17 protein-coding genes are annotated in these 23,397 nt (G+C 43.9%); 12 read left to right on the top strand and 5 right to left on the bottom strand.

Translation table 11 applies throughout. The annotated features are described in order from the left end of the window. The first annotated feature begins 62 nt into the window (after positions 1-62). The 8 genes from ABDW16_RS01610 (at position 63) to ABDW16_RS01575 (ending at position 10,079) form a co-directional block, all read left to right on the top strand. Positions 63-1,376 (top strand): MFS transporter, encoded by a 1,314-nt coding sequence (locus ABDW16_RS01610; protein ID WP_343667362.1) that lies wholly within the window; start codon positions 63-65, stop codon positions 1,374-1,376. 155 nt (positions 1,377-1,531) lie between these two features. Further along, positions 1,532-2,446 carry a carotenoid biosynthesis protein gene (locus tag ABDW16_RS01605; RefSeq protein WP_343667361.1) on the top strand — a complete coding sequence of 305 codons (915 nt, stop codon included), beginning with the start codon at positions 1,532-1,534 and terminating at the stop codon, positions 2,444-2,446. Between the two features lie 20 nt (positions 2,447-2,466). Next, complete coding sequence (locus ABDW16_RS01600) at positions 2,467-2,805, top strand: hypothetical protein (protein ID WP_343667360.1); 339 nt, start codon at positions 2,467-2,469, stop codon at positions 2,803-2,805. A 16-nt stretch (positions 2,806-2,821) separates the two neighbouring features. Further along, entirely contained in the window at positions 2,822-4,117 is a 1,296-nt protein-coding gene (locus ABDW16_RS01595; protein WP_343667359.1) for an SWIM zinc finger family protein, read from the top strand. 16 nt (positions 4,118-4,133) lie between these two features. Further along, positions 4,134-5,609, top strand: a complete 1,476-nt coding sequence (locus tag ABDW16_RS01590; RefSeq protein ID WP_343667358.1) for a DUF5691 domain-containing protein — start codon at positions 4,134-4,136, stop codon at positions 5,607-5,609. 23 nt (positions 5,610-5,632) lie between these two features. Beyond that, positions 5,633-6,709, top strand: a complete 1,077-nt coding sequence (locus ABDW16_RS01585; RefSeq protein ID WP_343667357.1) for an AAA family ATPase — start codon at positions 5,633-5,635, stop codon at positions 6,707-6,709. Between the two features lie 9 nt (positions 6,710-6,718). After that, positions 6,719-8,944, top strand: coding sequence for a DUF5682 family protein (locus ABDW16_RS01580; RefSeq protein WP_343667356.1), 2,226 nt, complete (start codon positions 6,719-6,721; stop codon positions 8,942-8,944). A 4-nt stretch (positions 8,945-8,948) separates the two neighbouring features. Continuing rightward, complete coding sequence (locus ABDW16_RS01575; RefSeq protein WP_343667355.1) at positions 8,949-10,079, top strand: VWA domain-containing protein; 1,131 nt, start codon at positions 8,949-8,951, stop codon at positions 10,077-10,079. Positions 10,080-10,117: 38 nt separating this feature from the next. Here the strand turns inward: ABDW16_RS01575 and ABDW16_RS01570 are convergent, their stop codons facing one another. Then, positions 10,118-14,887, bottom strand: coding sequence for a DUF3320 domain-containing protein (locus ABDW16_RS01570; protein ID WP_343667354.1), 4,770 nt, complete (start codon positions 14,885-14,887; stop codon positions 10,118-10,120). 145 nt (positions 14,888-15,032) lie between these two features. On the opposite strand from ABDW16_RS01570, the gene cls reads away from it, so the two are divergent. Beyond that, on the top strand, positions 15,033-16,511 hold the full coding sequence (gene cls / locus ABDW16_RS01565; RefSeq protein ID WP_343667353.1) for a cardiolipin synthase: 1,479 nt from the start codon (positions 15,033-15,035) through the stop codon (positions 16,509-16,511). 4 nt (positions 16,512-16,515) lie between these two features. Here cls and ABDW16_RS01560 read toward each other — a convergent pair whose 3' ends face one another. From ABDW16_RS01560 to ybeY, 4 genes are all read right to left on the bottom strand, one after another. Beyond that, the gene (locus ABDW16_RS01560; protein ID WP_343667352.1) at positions 16,516-16,890 is read right to left on the bottom strand and encodes a hypothetical protein; all 375 of its coding nucleotides are present in this window, start codon (positions 16,888-16,890) and stop codon (positions 16,516-16,518) included. Between the two features lie 46 nt (positions 16,891-16,936). Then, positions 16,937-18,079, bottom strand: coding sequence for a lactonase family protein (locus tag ABDW16_RS01555; protein WP_343667351.1), 1,143 nt, complete (start codon positions 18,077-18,079; stop codon positions 16,937-16,939). A gap of 625 nt (positions 18,080-18,704) precedes the next feature. Beyond that, entirely contained in the window at positions 18,705-20,573 is a 1,869-nt protein-coding gene (gene mnmG, locus ABDW16_RS01550) for a tRNA uridine-5-carboxymethylaminomethyl(34) synthesis enzyme MnmG (protein ID WP_343667350.1), read from the bottom strand. Positions 20,574-20,866: 293 nt separating this feature from the next. Beyond that, positions 20,867-21,298, bottom strand: a complete 432-nt coding sequence (gene ybeY, locus ABDW16_RS01545; protein WP_343667349.1) for an rRNA maturation RNase YbeY — start codon at positions 21,296-21,298, stop codon at positions 20,867-20,869. 130 nt (positions 21,299-21,428) lie between these two features. On the opposite strand from ybeY, the gene ABDW16_RS01540 reads away from it, so the two are divergent. The 3 genes from ABDW16_RS01540 (at position 21,429) to ABDW16_RS01530 (ending at position 23,396) form a co-directional block, all read left to right on the top strand. Then, complete coding sequence (locus tag ABDW16_RS01540) at positions 21,429-21,668, top strand: FeoA family protein (RefSeq protein ID WP_343667348.1); 240 nt, start codon at positions 21,429-21,431, stop codon at positions 21,666-21,668. Positions 21,669-21,698: 30 nt separating this feature from the next. Next, complete coding sequence (locus ABDW16_RS01535) at positions 21,699-22,616, top strand: AraC family transcriptional regulator (RefSeq protein WP_343667347.1); 918 nt, start codon at positions 21,699-21,701, stop codon at positions 22,614-22,616. Between the two features lie 81 nt (positions 22,617-22,697). Continuing rightward, positions 22,698-23,396: an SDR family oxidoreductase gene (locus ABDW16_RS01530; protein ID WP_343667346.1), complete on the top strand. Its 699-nt coding sequence runs from the start codon at positions 22,698-22,700 to the stop codon at positions 23,394-23,396. The last annotated feature ends 1 nt before the right edge of the window (position 23,397 follow it).

Raw genomic sequence — 23,397 nt, 5'->3', positions numbered from 1 at the left:
AAATTTAATGCTAGTGTACAGCAATATAAGCCTTATTTTTACGATCCACCTTACACCACACTATGAATATCGACTCGCACAAGGGATCAATGACTACACTGCTTCGTATCAGGGCTATCTTCACCGGTTCCATTGGCAACCTCGTAGAATGGTACGACTGGTATGCCTATGCTGCATTTGCAATTTACTTTGCTCCTTCCTTTTTTCCCAAAGGGAATCCTACTGCTCAGCTACTGGATACTGCAGCCATCTTTGCCGTTGGTTTTCTCATGCGCCCGGTAGGTGGTTGGCTCTTTGGAACTATAGCTGATCGTACAGGCCGCAAAACGGCTATGACATTGTCTGTATTACTCATGTCACTGGGTAGCCTCATGATTGCCGTCGCTCCTACGTATCAGACTGCTGGTTTGTTTTCCCCTGTATTATTATTGCTGGCACGGTTATTACAAGGCCTGAGCGTGGGTGGGGAATATGGAACTTCTGCTACCTACCTGAGTGAAATATCTACCCCCGATAAAAGAGGCTTTTATTCCAGCTTTCAATATGTAACCCTCATCGGTGGACAACTCATCGCACTGGGAGTACAATTAGTATTGCAAAAAGTATTTCTTACTCCCGATCAACTGCATACCTGGGGATGGCGTATACCATTTGTAATCGGCGCACTCCTCTCCCTTTTTGCACTAATCATCCGCCGCCATATGGAGGAAACCATCTCCGTAAAGAAAGATGATGTAAAACGCGGTTCACTGAAAGTACTGTTTAATGAACATCCAAGAGCAATTCTGACTGTAGTGGGATTGACAATGGGTGGTACATTGGCATTTTATACCTACACTACTTATATGCAAAAGTTCCTGGTGAATACAGTACACCTTACCAAAGAAAGGTCAACTGTACTCACCTTCTGGCTCATGCTTATTTACGCCTGCATACAACCACTCTGTGGCCTGCTGAGTGATAAAATAGGAAGGAAACCTTTATTGATAACATTTGGGGTAGCAGGTACCTTATTTACAGTACCTATCCTCACTGCGGTGAGTCATGCCAGCTCGGAGACGGCTGCATTCCTTTTATTATTGACAGCCCTGCTGATAGTAAGTGGATATACTTCTATCAATGCAGTGGTGAAAGCAGAATTATTCCCTTCGCAGGTACGGGCATTAGGTGTAGGCTTACCTTATGCACTGACGGTCGCTATCTTTGGCGGCACTGCGGAATACATTGCACTGTATTGTAAAAAAATTGGGCATGAACCCTGGTATTATTGGTATGTGACGATCTGTGTGTTCATTTCCCTGGTAGTATATGTGTTCCTGCGCGATACCAGGCAGACTTCTTATATGAATAAAGAGGAATCTCAATTCAGGCATTAACCTAAAAAAGATTTTCCTCCCTGTTGCATAGAAAACTTGCCACAGGCATTAACCTAAAAAAAATCCTCGCTGCTGCCAAAGAAAATCTCACATCAGGCGTCTGCCTAAAAAAATGGTTCTTCCTTGCTGCCGCAGGCCAATCAAAATCTACTATAATGAATCGTCCATTTGCCGATATGCCTTACGGCTATCCCCCCGCCATCTGCTATCCCCTTACCGAAATCTGCATGTACATCCTCTTTTTATTATGCCTGTACCACGCCTGTAAACAAGGCATCTCCAAACTCGCTTACCTCCTCGGCGGGCTTGGTTTCGGCCTCCTCCTGGAATATATAAATGTAAGAGCCAATGCCGGTTACAGATACGGTCACTTCCTCCTCATGATCGGTGACATCCCGGTAGGCATCGGCGCCGGCTGGGGCATCATCATGTACACCTCCCGCCTGATCACCGAAAGTATGAACATGCGCATCTGGCCCGCCGCCGCTATGGAAGCACTGCTCGCCCTGAACATTGACTGGAGCATGGATGTAGTGGCCTACCGCCTGCACATGTGGCATTGGAACTGGGAAACCATCATCAATCCATCCGTTGCCCTTACCGCTCAATACTTCGGTGTACCCTGGGGTAATTTCTACGGCTGGTTATGTGTCGTATTCTTCTATTCCCTCTTTTCCCGCTATCTCGAAAAGACCCGCACCTGGAAAATAGCCATTCCAATATTCGCCATCCTTATTTCACAAGTCGCCTTATATGTTACCCTTTTTCCCATATCTTTTTTTCTAAAAAATCATTTTAATATTCTGAGCGCAGATAAGTTGGTATTTACCCTCCTTTTCTTTGCAATACTAACCGCAATTGAGATCATTAAAATGAAACGACAACCGTTCAAACTACCCTTTATCACCTGGCTGGTGCCCGCATGGTTCCACATCTACTTTTTCTGCTGGCTATTCATTGGCGGCTTTGCCGAAGAAAATACATGGATGACCCTTCTCAGCGTACTGAGCCTATTCGCAGGAACGCTTATCCATTGGCTATTGATTTTAAATACTAAATCCCGAACTTAGTGACCACTAATTAATCAATCATGGAAAAGGAAACAAGGGCTCTTAAGATCAGCAAAATCGCAGCAAAATCGGCTATCCGTTTATTTGTCATCATCGTATTTGTAGGCGCACTCCCTTTTATCACCGGCGAACAACCGTGGAGCAAAAGACTGGAAAATGCACACTTCGTCATCCCAAATAAACTAACCCTGATTGCTCCTGCCCTGCTCTTTGTAGGTCTGCTTACCCTGATCATTCTTGTGATCAAAAAGAAATACTCCGTCATTGATTACAACTGGCTGCTGGTATTGAACGCAGTCATCCTGCTGGCGTACATCGTCATGATTTACGTCCGGCTGTATTCATTCATCTTTGTATAATTAAATATCTACTCCATTGCTCCTGACAGAAGAACATGTAATAGGTTTAGCCCCGGACGACGCTTCCCGAAAAGCGGGATCCGCATTGGCAAGTCCGGGAAAATGGGTAAGCAAAGGCGCCAACACCGACGCCTTATGGGGGGAATGCCAGGGTAGCGGCAGCAAGCCGTATCAAACCCAGGTAGACATCGTAAACGTAGCCTTCAAATGCAGCTGCCCCAGTCGTAAATTCCCCTGCAAACACGGTATTGGACTCATGCTCCTGTATGCCCGGCAAAAAGATACCTTCACAGACAATACCCCTCCTGCATGGGTGAGTGAATGGCTATCCAAACGGGCTGAAAAGAAAGTAGAAAAAACTGATAAACCCGTAGACGAAAATGCACAGGCCAAAAGACTACAGGCACGCCAGCAAAAAGTAGCTGATGGTATCACAGAACTCATGCTCTGGATGAAAGACATTGTTCGCAATGGACTGCTGCAGATCCCTGAAAAAGGAGACGCTTACTGGGAAAATATGGCCAGGAGAATGGTCGATGCACAGGCATCCGGTCTTGCCGGAATGGTACGCGCCCTTGGCGAAACGAACTTCTATAGCGAAGGCTGGCAGAATGCCTTTCTCGATCAGCTGCTACGCATCTATCTTGTAGTACAGGGGTATACCCAAAGTGCTGGTTTGAATGAACCGCTACAACAGGAACTCCGCACGTTAATCGGCTTTACCCAGAACCAGGAAGCCCTCAAGCAACAAACAGGCATCAAAGATACCTGGCTGGTACTCAGTAAACAGATCAATGAAGAAGAAAACCTGGTCACAGAGCGCTACTGGCTCTATGGTCAGCATAGTCAGCGGTCTGCCCTGGTACTACAATTTTATGTCAAGAACCAGACCCGGCCCGAAGTATTGATTACACCGGGTATTGCACTACTGGGCGAACTGGTCTACTTCCCTTCACCTACGCCACTCAGAGCTATCATTAAATATCCTGTCTCCAACATCTCCCTGCCTGAAGTAACAGGTATGCAAGGCTGGACACAGGTCACAGATACAGAAACTTCACTGTTCGAACTGATGCCTGTGCGCAGCGAGCGACCTTACATTGTACAGCAACTAACCCCTGTACAACACAATTTGCAATGGTGGCTCAAAGACCAGGAAGAAAGACTGATGCCACTGAAAACCGGCTATGCAAACATCTGGAAGCTACTCGCCCTCAGCGGCGGTCAACCGCTGAACATGGCGCTGCTGGGCAAAGAACAACAATACGAACCTTTAGGTGCATGGCACAACGGCTCTTATAAACTATTGTAATCGCGGGACAAAACTTATGTGGAATAATATTGTTAACACCGTCCTGTTAGGTACAGGCAAAAAACAACTGCGCAAAGACGATCTCCCCCCTGCATTATCTGCTGTAGCTGATACCGTATTGGGAGATAAATCGCTGGATGTGGAAACACAGTTTCTGCACCTTGCCGCTATTGCGCTCAACTATCGCCAGAGCGGCGTCACTGCCCTGCAGGACAGTAGCGTCACCCTCGAAGCTGCACCTGCCGAAGTACTGCCCTATTGCAGTGCTGCTGCATGGCAGGCATTATACACTGCCATCGACATGGGTCTGCAGGCACTGATCCTCTATTGGATGGAAGCCTGCGCAGCAGCACAACAACTGGCGCCACCTGAATTCATTCCTATCCTGATGGATATGTCTATCAGGGAAAAACAATGGAGAAGTCTGACTGTCACCGTTTGTGGTAAAAGAGGTGAATGGCTGGGGCAACTCAATCCTGCCTGGGCATTCAAAAAAGCAGATACCAACGAAGATCACTGGCAGACAGGATCACTGGAAGATCGCAAACAGGTACTGTCTACTATAAGACAGGAAAACCCCGCACAAGCCAGGGAATGGCTGCAGCAAACATGGTCACAGGAAAACGCTGCCACCCGTGCCGAACTCCTGAAAGTGTTGCAAATCAATGCCGGCGAAGAAGATGTGCCCTGGCTGGAAACACTGCTCACTGACAAAAGCTCAAAAGTAAAAGACGAAACCTGGACATTGCTCAAACAATTGCCCACGTCTTCTATCATCCAGGCTTACTGGCAGTTATTACAACAAAGCATCACCCCTACTAAAAAAGGATTGCTGAATAAAAAGTCGCTGGACATCTCATTGCAACTCCCTTCTGATAAACGGATTGCTGATTCCGGTATTCAATTATTAAGTAGTTCCAAAAGTGTGAGCGACGATGCTTTCATTCTCTTTCAGCTCACGACTTATGTACCTCCTGCCTGGTGGGAAAACTACCTGGACACTGATAAAAAAGGCGTACTCTCTTATTTTAATAATACAGAGATCACACAGCATTTCATGCAGGCATTAGGTTTAGCAGCTATCCGCTTCAAAGACCTGGAATGGCTACAGCTGATCCTGAAAGAAAGTAAAGAGTTTTTCAAAGATGCGCTGGAGGCATTACCCGTTCACGAACAGGAAGCTTATGCGCTCAAATACTTTGAAAAAGAACCACAATTCATGATCCGCTTTCTCAGCGAACGCGATTATGAATGGGGCCTGCCCATTACCAGGGAACTGTTCAAATGGATTGCTAAAAACCCTTACCAGTACAACCGCAACTTCTTTGACAAGCAGGTACAGAATATACCCTTGTTAATCGCAGGCGAACTGGAAAGCTTTACCCCTGAACTACCCGCCTACCAGGCCACCTGGAAGAATACCTCAGAACATATCAAAAGATTATTGACCTGCAAAGCAGCGATCAATAAAGCTTTCTTGAATACAAAATGATCACCTTTTTAAGCAGATAAAAAATGTCCAACATTTTACGTCAACACGCGGAACAGCTGTTCGCACAGGAACTGGAAGAACTGCAAAAGCAGGATACTGAAAAGCGTCCTTATATGTGGAAACTATCTCCACAAGCTGTTGTTACTTACCTCATTGGTGGTACCCTGAAAAATGGATTTGAAGTACAACCTAAATACATTGGTAACCGCCGTCTCATGGAAATCGCCGTAGCAACCCTTACTACCGACCGGGCATTGTTGCTCTACGGTTTGCCAGGTACTGCCAAAAGCTGGGTGAGCGAACATCTTGCAGCAGCTATTAGCGGTGATTCTACCATGATCGTACAGGGTACTGCCGGTACCGGTGAAGAAGCCATCCGTTATGGCTGGAACTATGCCCGCCTGCTGGCAGAAGGTCCTACCACAGGCGCTATCGTGGAAACACCCGTGATGCGCGCTATGAAAGATGGTAAGATCGCCCGTATTGAAGAGCTGACCCGTATCGGTGCAGATGTACAGGATACACTCATCACCATCCTCTCTGAAAAAACACTCCCTATCCCTGAGCTGAACACAGCAATAATGGCCCAAAAAGGCTTTAATATCATCGCCACAGCCAATAACAGGGACAAAGGTGTAAACGACCTTTCCAGCGCCTTAAAACGCCGTTTTAATACCGTTATTCTTCCTGTTCCTGACAATATGGAAGAAGAGATCGACATCGTGAAGAGAAGAGTAGAAAGCTATGAAAAAGTAATGGACCTCCCGGCCGAAAAACCAGCACTGGCAGAGATTCGTCGTATCGTTACCATCTTCCGTGAACTGCGTAGCGGTATTACTGCCGATGGCAAGACCAAGATCAAAGTACCAAGCGGAACACTCAGCACTGCCGAAGCTATTTCTGTAGTGAACAATGGGCTGGCAATGGCGGCTTACTTTGGGGATGGCGCGCTCAAAGCAGCAGATCTTGCAGCAGGTATTATCGGCGCTGTAATCAAAGATCCTGTGCAGGATAAAATTGTATGGCAGGAATACCTCGAAACTGTCATCAAAACAAGAGACGAGTGGAAAGATATTTACCGGGCATTCCGGGACCTGTAAACGCATATTATGTCAACTCATATACTGGGCATACGGCATCATGGTCCCGGCTCTGCCAGGAGAGTGCGCGCTGCCCTGGAAAAGATCAAACCGGACATCGTGCTGGTAGAAGGCCCGCCAGATGCCGATGGTATACTGGAATGGGTGGGACATGATGAATTGAAACCTCCGGTAGCGATTCTCGTATTCCAACCCGATGATCCAAAAAAAGCAGTGTTCTATCCATTCTCGGAATTCTCTCCGGAGTGGCAGGCAATACTATATGCAAGACAAAATAAGATTCCTGTTAAATTCATGGATCTGCCAATGGCGTATCAGTTTGACCTGCGTCATCAACCTACTGCTGATTCTTCTTTAAATAATAGCATTGCTATTCCGGATGCAGAAACGCTCAGGCGCAATCCTATTGCATGGCTGGCTGCTGCTGCCGGTTTTGAAGAAGAAGAAACCTGGTGGGAACATGAATTTGAATACCGGCAGGATGAAGAGCAGGTATTCGATGCCATTACCGAAGGCATGCATGCCCTGCGTACAGACCTCCCGCTCCCCTACGACAGGGAAGAACAATTGCGTGAAGCCTGGATGCGTAAAACCATCCGGCAGGCAGAAAAGGAAATGTACACAGAAATTGCCGTAGTATGTGGTGCATGGCATGCACCAGCACTCACGCACATGCCCAAAGCAAAAGATGACAATGAACTGCTGAAAGGATTGCCCAAAGTAAAAACGGCGGTATCGTGGGTACCCTGGACATATAACCGTTTGAGTTACAACAGTGGTTATGGTGCAGGCATCAATTCACCCGGTTGGTATGAGCACCTGTGGCACTATCCCACCGATGATGGCTCCCGCTGGATGGCACGCGTAGCAAGACTCTTCAGGGAAGAACAAAAAGATATTTCTGTTGCACATGTGATGGAAGCTGTTCGTCTGGCAACTGCATTAGCATCCTTACGTGGTTTACCAAGACCCGGTTTGGAAGAACTGAATGAAGCCACGTTGAGTGTATTGTGTAATGGGGAAGACATCCTGGTCAAACTGATTGAAAAAGCATTGATCGTCAGTGATAAGATTGGTGAAGTACCTATCGATGTACCTCGTCCACCATTACAGACAGACATTGAAAAGCTGCAAAAGAAACTGCGCTTACCACAGACCGCCGATTTCAAAGATTACACTTTAGACCTCAGAAAAGAAAATGACCTGGAGCGAAGCATCTTCCTGCACCGCCTGGAATTGCTAGGTATCAAATGGGGGGACCGATACGATGTATCCGGCAAAGGCACTTTCAAGGAACAATGGCGCTTACAATGGGATCCGTCTTTATCCATTGATATCATTGAACGGGGTAGCTGGGGCAACACTGTAGAAGAGGCAACCAACAGTTATGTAAAATATCGGGCACAATCAGCTACTACCCTGAAAGAAGTATGCGACTTACTGGAAAGCGCTATTCCCGCCGAATTGGATGCTGCTATCGACTTATTGATCCAGCAAATCAATAACCTCGCTGCTGCTACCGGCGATGTCATGCAGCTAATGACGGTACTACCAAACCTGGTACAAATAAGCAGATATGGCAACGTACGTAAAACAGACGCAGCGCTGGTAGAAGGTATCATTAACGGTATGATCACCCGCACCTGCATCAGTTTGCCTGCTGCCTGTACAAGTATTGCAGAAGATGCCGCATTACAATTGCTGGAGTTATTCTACAACATGAACGATGCGATTCTCTTATTGCAACAGGATGATCTTAGCACACAATGGCAACAGACATTATCTTATATCGCTCATAATAATAACACCTCCGCCGTGATCGGTGGATATGCTACCCGCTTACTGTCTGATCACAGGCAAATTACAGGTGCAGAGCTGGTGAAAGCATTCAGTTATGCCATGTCTACCGCCAATCCTCCTGCAGTAGCTGCAGCATGGCTGGAAGGCTTCTTAAAAGGCAGTGGCACATTATTGTTAGTAGACAATGATCTGTGGACAGTGGTAAACAACTGGATGAATCAGCTGAACCAGGATACATTTACTCAATTGCTACCTTTACTGAGAAGAACATTTTCAGGATTCAGTAAACCTGAAAGAAGAAAGCTCGGTGAAAAAGCAAAGAGCGGTGTTACTACAGGCAATGCTGTATCAACAACTGCCGAAGTGCATTTTGATGCAACACGTGCAGAAAAAGGTATTCCGATTGTGATGAAAATGCTGGGCTTTAAAAACTAAATCAATGGACAACTTACATAAATGGCGACTCGTACTCGGTGGTAAAGAATCTGACGGCACAGGTTTCAATCTCACTGGCGACGAATTGAAAATGGACCAGGCACTGGAAGCACTCTACGATAGTGAAAAGAAAGGCGGACTCGGTCCCTCCTCTCCTAACGTAAGCCGTTGGCTCGGTGACATCCGTACATTCTTCCCTGCTTCTGTGGTGCAGGTCATGCAGCGCGATGCACTGCAGCGATTGAACATTACACAGATGCTCTTTGAAAAAGAGATGCTGGAAAATGTAGAACCTGATGTTCACTTGGTAGCAACCTTATTAACATTGCGCCACGCCATTCCTGACAAAACAAAAGATACTGCCAGACAGGTAGTACGCAGGGTCGTGGAAGAACTATTGAAGAAACTCACACAGCCCACACAACAGGCAATCACCGGTAGCTTACATCGCAGTATCAGGAATCGTCGTCCTAAACATAATGAAATCAACTGGCATGCGACCATCTTAAAAAACCTGCGTCACTATCAGCCTGAGTATAAAACAATTATTCCTGAAACCCGCATTGGCTATGGCCGCAAAACGACCTCATTAAAAGACGTCGTGCTCTGCCTGGACCAGAGTGGCTCTATGGGTACATCAGTTGTATACTCCGGTATTTTCGGTTCTGTAATGGCATCTATTCCTGCTATCAAAACAAAGATGGTGGTCTTCGACACATCTGTGGCTGATCTGACAGAAGAACTGAAAGATCCGGTCGATTTGTTATTCGGTGTACAGTTGGGTGGTGGCACAGATATACAGTTAGCACTAAATTATTGCCAGCAGATTATTACCAGGCCAACAGATACCGTATTAGTGTTAATCACTGACTTATTTGAAGGGGGTAGTAATGATCGTATGCGTAAGCGCGCTGCCGAATTAGTAGCCGCTGGTGTACAGGTCATTGTATTACTCGCATTGAATGATGATGGTGCACCTTATTACGATCATGACAATGCACAGTTCCTTTCCAATTTGGGTATTCCTGTATTTGCATGTACGCCGGATAAGTTTCCCGATATGATGGCAGCCGCGTTGAGTAAACAGGATATAAATACCTGGGCAGCAAGAGAAGATCTTGTATTAAAAAAATAAATTAACAAAAAGGTCCTGCCTCTGGCAGGACCTTTTTGTTAATTTATTTTTAGCCATTCATCGTCCTCACGTATCACCCCTGCTTCAATCGCTTGTTTTATCGCACCTGATAATTCCGTTTTCAAATCTTCCGTCGCCCTTGTAAAACCTAATGCCTTCGCCACTAACGGTATCACGGCTTCTTCTGTAATCGCTACCGCATCTCTCACTACTTTCTCTATTGCTACCGTCATTTCCTCCGGTGCTATATACATTACTTTCCTTGATGCCGCAGGCATATTCGCCCTATTCCTCAATACCGGTACTTCCATTTTTGCATCCCACAGGAATGGTTCTTTCACCACTATACTACCACTCTCCTCCGCACTTGATATTGCCTGCTTCAACGTTTCACGTATACGGCTACCCACTCTTGCTACACCTGCCGCCTCAATCAATCTTCTTGCTACTTCTTCTGTATGCACCGGGCTCTCTACCTGCACAATTTTTTCTAACCAGCTTCTTAGTTTATCCAACCCATGCGCATGCAATTCTTTCGTAGATATTTCCATCGGCAGTATGGCAGTTTCATACAATGGTAATTCAGGCATCGTCATATCTTCATCTTCTCTCACCATAGTAAAATCTTCTGCTACCTCCTGCTCCGGTTCCGGAATTACTTCATTCGTTTTTGCCTGTTCAACCGCAGCTAATAATCGCTTAATTTCCCTGGCAGGATGCCTGAACCAATCCGTACTCCATACATGATACAAGTTCCATCCCATATCTTCCATTACCTGTTGCCTCAACCGATCTCTGTCTCTGGCGGAACGTGCAGAATTATACCCCTCACCATCACACACAATACCTATAATATATTTACCCGGATGTTCAGGATCAGAAATAGCCAGATCAATAAAGAAGCCTTTACTACCCACCTGTTTATGTACAGTATATCCTGCTGCCTGCAAGTGTTTCGCTACTTCTTCCTCAAAAGGAATTCTTGCCGGCCATCCATCAGCAGATGATGTATACAATTGTCCATGCTGTGCAAAGTAGAGGAAGTTCTTCAACGCTTTCACACCTTCACTATCCGTACGGTTCAGATCTATGTCATCAGCCGTCAGGTTCGTAAATACTTCGCATCTCTGTTTTGCACGCGTAATTAATACATTCAGCCTCTTCTCACCGCCTTCATTATTCAAAGGACCAAATGCTAAACTTACAGATCCATCTGCCGTACGGCCATATCCTATACTGATGTAAATAACATCACGCTCATCCCCCTGTACATTTTCCAGGTTCTTTACAAAGAATGGTTCATGCGGATGTGCTTTAAAGAATGATTCTACTTCAGGCAGTTTCTTTCTCGCTGCTTCCAGCGATTCCTGTATCGCCTGCATCTGTGCCGTACTAAATGCTACTACCCCTAAGCTTAAATCAGGATGTTCTTTTGCATGCCTGATCACTGCTTCTGTAATAGCATTTGCTTCCTGCGGGTTGGTACGCGTCTTACCACGATCGTAAACAGTATCTTTCAGGTGATGATAAATCAATCCCATCTGATGTGTAGCACCAGGGCTTGGAAAGATCACCAGTTTGTTCTCGTAAAATTCCTGATTAGATAATGTGATCAATGATTCATGACGACTACGATAGTGCCAGCGCAACATACGTTGTGGTGCACCCTGTGCATCACACATCCCTAATATACTTGGCATATCGGCAGTTACATTTTCTTCGTCATCAGTTTCTTTCAATAATGAATCAAAGAAACTGCCTGGTGGCATCTGTTTGCTATCACCAACTACAACCAATTGCTTTCCTCTCAGCAATGCACCTAATGCATCTACCGGTCTTACCTGCGAAGCCTCATCAAAAATCACCAGGTCAAACTGCAATGATCCTGGTGGTAAAAAGTTAGCAATAGACAATGGGCTCATCATAAATACCGGTTTGATAGCCTGTATTGCCAATCCTGCTACCTGTACCAGTTTGCGGATAGGCATATGTCTTGCTTTCTTATTGAATTCAGTACGTAGTACATTCACTTGTCCACCCGCATCTAATGGTGGTATACCATCCCAATGTTTCAACGCAGCACGCGCACGATTATATTGCAGATCGAGTGTATCCAGTTTTACAAACTGCTTCACTGATGATTCATGACTCGCTCTTTCAAATTTTCTCAGTGCTGCATGCTTCACCAATGCCTGTTCATACAGGTATTCATACCATGTTTTTTGCAAAGCCGGTTTCAATCCTTTCTGTGCTTCCGGCCAATAAACCACTGCATCTATCAAAGATTCCAATCCTTCATTGATAGCAGATGTTGCTAAATTATTCCACGATATCATCAGATGGATTTCTGGCAACCCTGCTATCCATGATTCCAACAGTACAATCTGATCTTCGTAAGAACGTTGTAATAAAGGAGTGATTTCTTTGTAACGAATCTGTTCATTGAATGCAGTCGCTGTAACTATTTGTTCGATAGCAGTACCATGTTGCTGTAAATATTTTAACAGCGTATCCAGGTATTGCTTTGCCGCAGCAACCGGTTCATTTTTTTCAAGATAAGAGAGAATCACTTTATCGCATGAACCTATATTAACCTGTCTGTGTACATCACTTAAATAATTAGAGATTGTTTCCAGCTCATTCCAGTTACTGAATCCTTTTTGCCAGCGCTGACCAAACAAATCCCTGGCAAGTGTTTCGTAGTCCTGCACCTGTTTATCCAATCGCTTTGCTTCCATAATAGCGTCTACACAAGCAAGTTTCGCAGCCACATCAGAAGGCGCACCATTTCTACACAAAGCAGCCAGCTGGCGATTACTTCGATTGTAATCACCAATAGCAAACTTGAACCATTTCTCACCATATGCTAACAGGTTTTGTCTGATCTCCAACACATTTTGTTCCCATGCTTCTGGTATCAGTATTGAATCATACACCTGGCGAATCTGTGCTAATCTTTTTCCTGTCTGCAACAGTTCTTTGATGTCTTCTTTTCTTTGCAGCCAGGCTACATTCGAAATATTCACACCTGCCAGATCAGGACGTACAGAAGCCATCTGCACTACATAAGAAAGATCCATTGTATCTTTCTTATTCAATGGCATGGGCATACCTACCTGCGCAGCAATCATTGCACTTTCATGTTGCAGGCTTTTGATAGTGGCAACAGTTTGTTGCATGAGTGGTATGAGCTTCTCCTGTTCTGATGGTGTTAATATAGTTAGCTGACTTCCCCAGAACAATAATGCAGACGGCATTCCTGTTTCACCTAATCGCGCAGTGATTCTGTTCGCCATATTCTCTGCACGTTGCATATTGCTGGCTTCCCAGTTTGCAATGTCAGGAATAGGTATACGTGGTAAAATCAGATCACCTGCTGCTTCTTTTAATTGCAACAGGTAACCCATCAGTTGTTGCGGTGTCAATCCACTTTTACCAACAGGCGCATTCACTGCTAAACAGTAATCATTCAACTCACGTCTGTACTCATGTAGTAACGCAACTTCCTGTTGTAGTTGCATGATTGCTGGTTTACCTAATTCCAGTGTACGACGCAGTTCCTGGTGTAGTTCTTTTTTATTTGCTTTATGACTATGCAGTTCTAAACATGCATCGCCCAGTTGAATACTATCCAGCCTTCTCTTCACCACTTCCAGCGCTGCCATTTTTTCTGCAACGAAGAGTACTTTCTTTCCTTCACCAATTGCATTTGCAATCAGGTTCGTAATGGTTTGTGATTTACCTGTACCGGGAGGTCCCTGTATCACCAGGTTTTTTCCTTCCTGCACAGCGAGCATGGCAAGCAATTGTGAACCATCTGCATCTACTACCTGGTGCATTTCATGGGCATTGGTTTCAGTGTCGATAAATGTTTCATCACTTACACCAGATTCCCCTTCACTGAATCCTGCACCGAATAAACTCTGTAATACAGGATGTACAACCGGTTGTTCATCTGCAGGCCAGTTTTCACTATCCAGGTCGTGGTACAACATTAGTTTTCCGAAGGAGAAAAATCCTAATTCAACAGTATCCATTTTCACTTCCCACTTCGGCATACCATATACCGCATCTGCTATTTCCTGCAGGTAGTCATTAATAGAAATTTCATCCGTTTCCGGCATGTCAGGCAACACAATTCCGAAATCAGTTTTAATTTTGGTTTGTAAGCTTAAGTTCATTTCTACATCACTACCGGTATAGCGCAAACGAAAACGTTCCCGGGCACTACTTCTTTCCAGTGATACCGGTATCAATATCAAAGGCGCCTGTCTTGCTTCTTTGGTATTATCTTTTTCATACCACTGCAGCATACCTAATGTAAGGAAGAGAATATTCACACCTTGTTCTTCCAAACTGGTACGTGCAGCATAGTAAGTATTGAGCAATCTGTTTTGTAGTGCGGCAGCAGCTTCAGTAGTTTGCAAACGGGTATCATACACTACTGTTTCAGGTAGCGCGGTAGATCCTTCTTTTTGCTCTTCCTTCGGAAGTTCTGCATTGTCAGTAGCAGGTGGAGTTACCAATACTTCTTCTTTCAAAAATGCATTGGGGTCGTCCAGCATACTGGCTGTATTATCTTCCGGGGTAATAGCTTTTTCCTTGTTTTCTTTATTTCCTGGTTTGGGTAAAAACGTCATCGCCTTTCCCTGCTTCACCAACACTTCATATACGTTGGCACTCTTTTCCTGATCGATATGAACTCCACGACTAACCGGTAAGCGGTAGTTTAATAAAGGGTTACGCAGTCCCAGGTCGAGTAGCTCCCTTCTTGAGGCTTCCAGTTTGGAGAGGATTGATTCCTGCATGTACAGTTTGTTATTACAACAAAAAAATTACTAATTATTTTAGAACGAATGATATTAATAATTATTTGGTACAATACCTGATGAGATAGAAAATTAACACTTTATAATTTTCAGTATTACCTTTATTACATAACCATCAACACACGTGTATCAGGTATTATACTTTCTTTGGGGCACGGATTGGCATATTGCCATCAAGATCATGGGCTATGTATTGATCAGCCTTTCTTTTATAGGGGTAGTTGGTACTATCCTGCTGGAAAATCGCAACCCTGTTAAAGCATTGGCGTACATCATGTTACTGGTGTTCGTCCCCATCCTCGGATTAATTGTATACTACTACCTGGGCCGTGACCTGCGCAAACGTCGCCGCTTTACCCTAAAAGGCAGTAAAGACGAGACTTTGATGCTAAGATACTGGGAATCACAGCGTAGAGAAATTGAGCATATGCAGCTCGCTCTCCGCAATCACGTAGCCAGCAAACAGGAAATCTCTGCTATGTTGCTGAATACCAGGAACTCCGTTCTGTCTCAGAATAATAAAGTACAGATCTTACTCAATGGTGAAGAGAAATTTCCTGCCGTGATGAAAGCACTCAGGGAAGCCAAACACCATATACACATGGAGTACTACATCTTTGCCGCAGATGATGTAGGCAATGAGGTAGCAAACATACTCGTAGAGAAATTGAAAGCAGGTATAGAAGTCAGATTTGTATACGATGACCTGGGTTGCAGTGATATCGGCGACATCCCCGATCTGCTGGAAGAACATGGTGCAGAAGTATTTAAGTTTTCGCCTGTACTCATCAACTTCTACCTGAATGCAAATTATCGTAATCACCGCAAGATCATTGTCATAGATGGCAATATCGGTTTCACGGGTGGTATTAATATGGATGACCGCTATCTTAACAATGGCAAGCATCCTGTGTTCTGGAGAGACACACATTTACAACTGGAAGGCGATGTGGTTAACCTGTTGCAGTTACAGTTTATGATGAGTTATCGCTATTGCAGTAAGAATACATTTCCATTCAGTGATCCTTACTTTCATCGCTCCCGTATCAAAGAACATTGCTTTGCGGATATCGTAGCCAGCGGACCTGATTCAGATTTCCCCATGTCAATGCAAACTATTCTCATGGCAATCAATGTAGCGAGAAGAAGTATCCGCATCAGTAATCCTTATTTCATTCCTAATGATCAGATTCTGAGTGCATTGCAAATGGCTGCACTGGCAGGAAAAAATGTTGAGTTGCTATTGCCCTCACAAGGTGATTCCTTTTTTGTACAACATGCGGCACAATCATATGTGAAACCCATGTTAGACGCAGGTGCAAAAGTCTATTTTTATCAAAAGGGATTTATTCATGCCAAGACCATCGTTGTCGATGATAACCTGGCCATAATAGGCACCGTCAATCTTGATAACAGGAGCTTTTATCTAAACAGTGAAATTGCTGTAGTATTATATGACCGACCGATAGTACATAAGTTAAACGCTGCTTTTGAACAGGATTTACAGGATGCCGTTCAAATTGATCGGCGCACCTGGAAACACCGTTCTATCTGGCAGCGTTTTATAGATGCAGTGTGCAGATTGCTGACACCATTATTGTAGGTGATTAAATATCATCTTCGTTCGTTTCATCCAGGTCTTCATGCCTGTCTCCACCTAAGCTGTAATAATTATTTTCTTCATCTTCTTCACCAATTATTTCATCTTCATCATCCAGCTCACCGCCTGGTACATCCAGGTCATCTTCATCATCAAATTCCTGTGGAATGGAGCCTTCTTCCCGGGCTATTTCATTGTTGATTCTACGGGATCCTGTTACACCTTCCACATCCAGTTCTTCTCTCTCTTCCTGGTTCATAATGTCTTCGCTGGCAGGATAAGTAGGATACCCCGGAAATGTCTGCTCTCTTTTCGCTGCTATTTCATCCTGGTTTGGAATGTGTTCATTTTCTGCTTTATTTTTTAAGTCTTTATTTTTCATGGCTTGATCTTTTAAGTATTCACCGAAAAAGTTATGCCAATGCGATTTAATTACTGCCTATGAATTTCAAACATACCGGGGCTGGTGTCTTTAAGTCTTCCTTTTGTTTTTTGAGGAGCCCGGTGACTTTATCTCTTTTAAAAACAGTCACATTATTTGAATTCTGATGAGCGACCAGCAGATAGTTGCCACTCGGGTCGATCACAAAATTTCTCGGGGTTTTTCCACCTGTCCCCGTCTCTCCCTTTTTCAAGAGGTTCCCCGTTTTGGAGTTGATAGAAAAAGTCAGAATATTATTGAGGGGATCACGATTGGTAGCGTATAAAAATTTCCCATCCGGAGAGATGTGGAGATCAGCAGCCCATGGCTTGCCTTTGAAATTGTCCGGCAGGATGGACACTGCCTGGAAAGGTGTTAGCTTGCCTTTGTCATAATGGAAAGCAGTGACTTTTCCATCCAGTTCATGTACTACATAAACCCATTTTCCATTGGGATGAAATATGAGGTGACGGGGACCGGAACCCGGAGGGAACGGTGCAAAACCAGGATTGGCAGGTACCAGTGGTTGCACATCGCCCTGGCGATAATTGTAGATCGCTACCTGGTCGATGCCCAGATCGGATACATATAGTTGCTGATGGTCCGGACTAAAATACACACAATGTACATGTGGTTTTTCCTGTCGCTCTTTATTAGGTCCGGAACCCGTGTGTTCAATAGTTTGCACAGGTGCTTCCAGGCGCCCATCTGGTTTTACCGGCAGGATAGAGAAACTACCTCCTGAGTAATTTGCAACTACCACATATTTTCCATCCTGGTCGGTAGTAAGGTAACAAGGGTCGTCACCGCCTGAAGGTTGTTTATTCAAGAAAGTAAGTTGGCCGGAAATAGTATCCCATTCAAATGCACTCACATTGCCCGGATTATTACCATTGGTTTCATTCACCGCATACACATACTTATGATCCGGGGAGATAACGAGGTACGAAGGGTTCTCTACATTCTTGGCAGTGCTTACAAAACGGAAGATACCAGTTTTGGTATTGAAAGCATAGACGCTGATACCTTCATCCGGTGTTTTGGTATAGGCACCTATAAGTAAATACTTTTCAGCGGCAGATGTATCAGTTTGAGCAAGCAAAGTAGAAGCAAGTAGTAGAGCTGTGCTGGTGAGTAATATTTTTATCATATTCGGGAATTGTTATGCCTAAACAAATTACTAAAAGTATCTAAAATCAGGAAAACGCATTTTAAGGGGGTAATTTTAATTCGACCCTTATTTTGGAACTCAGATAAAGGCGATTCAATGATCGTCGAAATTTAAGGAGATAATGAGGTCGACTTTATTAAATACAACAAATTGGTTTTCAATTAATTACAAAAAAACAAGGCTTTTCCTTCGGGAAAGTCCTGTTTTTTGGTGGCGACTATGAATTTCATAGATCTTCTTTAAAAAAAGAACCCAGTCCGAAGAAACGGACCGGGTGTTTTTTATACTTCTAATTTAACCTTCACTTTAAGTAATATATAGGCAAGGCAATACCTTACCTTTCATGACAAATTTCTTAAGCTACGAATACAGGAATTTATAAAAACGTATGTTCAGTATTATTTTCTAAAGGTGGATAATTTCATAAGGTTTAAGCAGGAATCATACTAAAGGAAAAATATGTTTTGGTCCAGTGCTCATAGTTATGTCGTTTAATTGAGGGATATGATTCAGTACTTATAGAACGAATATAGTCAAAAAAAAATACATGCCCGACAAAAGCATGTATTTTTTATTCTATAAATAAAAATTTAAAATACGAGTTTTACCTCCCCATATATACCATCAGGATCTGTACATCACTTGGATTTACCCCACTAATCCTGGATGCCTGCCCTAATGTACGGGGTCTGATTTTATTAAATTTCTGTCTTGCCTCTGCACTCAGAGATACCAATTTTGTATAATCAAAACTATCTGGAATTATCAGGTCTTCGAGTTGACTCATTCTTTTTACCAGTTCATTTTCCTTTTCGATATACGTTTCGTATTTGATCTGGATTTCTGCCTGTTCCAAAGTTTCATCATCGAATGCTGCGAGTGCATTTTTCATTTTTGTTACATTGTTTTTCATAGAGAAAATATCCATAGATGGACGTAACAAAATCTGGTAAGCACGAATCCTTTGAGTCAGTGGAGAGGTATTTTTCTCTACCATGAAGTGGTTAATATCTTCAGGATCGATCGGTAGTTCTTTCAGAATAGCTTTAATTTTTTCTACGCCTTCTGATTTCGTTCTCACTTTTTCCATCCTGTTCTCTCCTGCCAAACCAATTTTATAACTCTGCTCAGTTAGTCTCAGGTCTGCATTATCCTGGCGGAGTATTGTTCTGAATTCTGCACGGGAGGTAAACATACGGTAAGGTTCATCTGTACCCTTGTTGATCAGGTCATCGATGAGAACCCCAATATATGCTTCACTCCTTTTCAGTACAAAAGGTGCCTGGCCGGTTGCCTTGAGGTGAGCATTGATACCTGCCATCAAACCCTGACAAGCTGCTTCCTCATAACCGGTAGTACCATTGATCTGACCTGCGAAGAACAGGTTTTGAATATGTTTGGTCTCCAGCGAAAACTGCAATTGGGTAGGTGGAAAATAATCATACTCGATGGCATAACCCGGACGGAACATCTTGACATTTTCAAAACCCGGCACTAACTGCAGGGCTTTATATTGTACATCTTCAGGAAGGGAAGTGGAAAATCCGTTTACATAAATTTCTACGGTGTTCCAACCTTCCGGTTCTACGAACAACTGGTGTCTGTCTCTTTCGGCGAACCTATTTATTTTGTCTTCGATACTTGGACAATAGCGGGGTCCCCTACCCTGTATTCTACCCTGGAACATTGGTGACCGGTCGAAACCCGTCTTCAGCATTTCATGTACTTCATCGCTGGTGTAGGTAATGAAGCAACTTCTTTGTTGCTCAGGTTTAATCTTCTCAATATCCAAGTAAGAGAAACCGGTGATGACATCATCACCCTTTTGCTCTTCCATCTTTGAATAATCTAAACTTCGGGCATCTATGCGGGGAGGCGTTCCAGTTTTGAGGCGATCACTTTCGAATCCAAGAGAAACCAACTGTTCGGTGATTCCGGTTGCAGCTTTTTCAGCAACCCTACCTCCACCAAATTGTTTATCGCCTATGTGCATTACCCCATTCAGAAAAGTTCCGTTGGTGAGCACTACACTTTTTGATTTGATTTCATGTCCAAGGCCTGTCACTACACCATAGCAAATGCCATCTTTTACAAGAAGACCTTTCACCATATCCTGATAGAAATCTACATTGGGTGTTTGTTCCAATGCTTCTCTCCACTTGGCAGCAAAGAGCATTCTATCATTTTGAGTACGAGGGCTCCACATAGCAGGCCCCTTAGATCTGTTCAACATACGGAACTGGATCATGGACTGGTCAGTCACGATACCAGAGTATCCACCCATAGCATCGATCTCTCTTACTATTTGCCCTTTTGCTATACCACCCATAGCTGGGTTGCAACTCATTTGGGCAATAGTCTGCATGTTCATGGTTACCAAAAGAACCTTTGAACCCATATTCGCGGCAGCCGCCGCTGCTTCGCAACCGGCATGTCCTGCGCCTACCACTATAACATCGTAAGATGGAAACATAACTTTATTTATAATAGAAATGCAAAGGTACAACCAAGGACGCACATATTATGTTCCACGTGGAACATTTAAAACTATATGCTAACTATAGCATAGTCTTACCATAACTAGCGCACTAACCTATCACCAAAAGGTCACCTCAATATCCCGGGGATATTGAGGTGACCTTTTGGTGATCTATTGGTGATCTTTCGGCACTAAGACCAGACTATAGCTATGTTGAAGTTGCAATAAAAAAGGCTACCTCTATGAGGTAGCCCTTAACAAATTTTAAAATGTTCCACGTGGAACATCTATAGTAACACACCCAAATATTCCGTCAAACATTCATTTTCCTTTGCCCTCATAGTAGCCGACTGCTCCTTTGACTTATCCTTATACCCACATAAATGGAGTGCACCATGAAAAATCACCCTGTGCAACTCTTGTTCCACAGGTACCTTAAATTTCTCTGCATTATCCTTTACTCTATCTATGCTTATATAGATCTCCCCTTCTGTAACCTTTGGATCAGTACCCAATTCAAAAGTTACAATATCTGTATAAGTATCATGCTGCAAAAACTGCTGATTGATCTCTAAAAGATAATCATCTGAACAAAACACATACTGCAAGTTCTTAAGTTGTTGCCCCTCCCTTGCAAACTTCTCCTTAATGTAAGCCTTTAACCTGGTCTTATTTTTTAGGTTTACCTTTACCTCATGGGAAGTAAAATTGATCGCCATATACCACCGCTGTTTTATAATGTAATTCTATATGTAAAAGTATAGTGAAATTTCTGATTAACAGCACACTATCTTTGGGGGTCTCCCCAGTAGCCAGTACCTTTGCACCATCGATTAAACACCACATGAGATGAAAAAAAGTGCGATTAAATTGTCCACCCTTGCCATAGGAAAAAGTGCCGTAATTACTGCTTTCGAAAGTGATGACTTGCATATCAAATTAATGGAAATGGGATGTGTGCCCGGTGAAACAGTAAAGATTGAAAAAATTGCACCTCTTGGAGATCCCATCTCAATCATGGTTGCTGGATATAATCTTTCCCTCCGTAAAACAGAAGCAGATTATATCTGGGTAGAAGAACTCTCCTAAAGATATCCTTCTTCTCAAAAATATCGACCCATGCCCTCATCCAATTCCTTGCCCACCCATCACCTGGATCCATTCCATAAGGAACGTCACCGCACCTCCTCCAATGTGATCTTTGGATATAACAACCTACCAGTACAACAGCAGATCCCTGGATTTGAATTGTACTCATCCGAAGGCATGATTCCGGATTATGGTCCGGCAAAATCTACTTTCTACAGAGTTGGTATTATCCTGCAGGGAAATATCCATATGCAACTAGGGCTGGAACATTTCGATGTGGAACCTTTTAGTCTAACCTTCTCTATCCCAGGACAGGTACACAGTAAATCCAATGCCAGTGCCGATATCTTTGGCTATTATATATTATTCGAACCCTCCTTTCTCCAGGATCTGCTCCCACATGTACAAATGGGTGCTGAATTTCCGTTCTATAACTATTCAGGTTCCCAGTTATTAAAATGCAACGAACAGGAAATCAACGAAATAGTAACTTTTATAAATAAGATAGATGCTGAACTAAAGGCGGACCACTCAGGTAAACTGACCGCTATCAAAATGTACGCTTACCTTCTGCTTTTGACCGCCAGGAGATCTTATGAAAGACAATTACCTGTTAATGATGGCCCGGCAACTACCCATATGGTCACCCGATTTTATAAACTGGTGAGCCAGCACTTCTTACAATACCGGCAAGTGAGCGATTATGCCCGTATGCTTCACGTTACTCCAAACCACCTAAACCGGGTGATAAAAAATACTACCAGCCGCACCGCTTCAGATGCTATCCAGGAAATGCTGGTACAGGAAGCAAAAGTATTATTACAAAATACCGCCCTCTCTATTTCAGAAATTGCTTATCAGTTAGACTTCAGCGAACCAGCTGCCTTCAATCATTTCTTCCGCAAACTGACCGGGAATACCCCACTTCATTACAGAAGCATGATCTGATCAATTTTCCGCATCATCCGAACAATTTCTTCCCTCCTTCCTTTTGCAACTTTGTACGGTTGAAACAAACAATACGTACAAATGGAAAAAATAATCATCGCCGGTGGTACATCCGGAATTGGACTTGCTACCGCAAAATTGCTTGCCGATAAAGGTGCATCAGTAACAGTCACCGGTCGTAGTGAAGAAAAACTAGCTGCAGCCAGAACGGCAGCCCCCGGTATCACTGCTGTCTCTTTAGATAGTGCTAATGTTACTGCATTGAAAGAGTTCTTTACCCGGAATGGCCAATTTCATCACCTGATCCTTACCCTGAGCAGTGCCAAAGGAGGCGGCCCATTCGCCACATTAGACCTGGAGGATCTGCGTGCCGGGTTTGAAGGCAAATTCTGGCCACACCTGCAAACAATTCAGGCCGCACTTCCCTGGCTAGACAAAAATGGGAGCATTACTATCATCACAGCAGCATCTTCCACAGCCAAACTACCAGGTACAGCCGGTCTGGCAGCCATCAACGGCGCCCTGGAATTGATGGTACCTATCCTCGCCAAGGAATTGAAACCATTACGCATCAATGCCGTTTCACCAGGTGTAATTGACACCGATTGGTGGAATTTTCTGAACAAGGAGGAGAAAAGCGCTGCCTTTGAAAACTACGCACAGGGTATCGCTGTAGGCAGAATAGGTAATCCACAGGATGTGTCTAACCTCATCGAAACAGTTGTGCATAATTCATACATAAACGGTACAGTGCTCAATGTAAACGGTGGACTTTTGTGAA

Origin of the sequence: Chitinophaga sp. (assembly GCF_039596135.1) — a bacterium.
Taxonomy (GTDB): domain Bacteria; phylum Bacteroidota; class Bacteroidia; order Chitinophagales; family Chitinophagaceae; genus Chitinophaga.
Note: the sequence above shows the minus strand (reverse complement) of the source record. Positions and strands in the feature narration are given on the sequence as shown.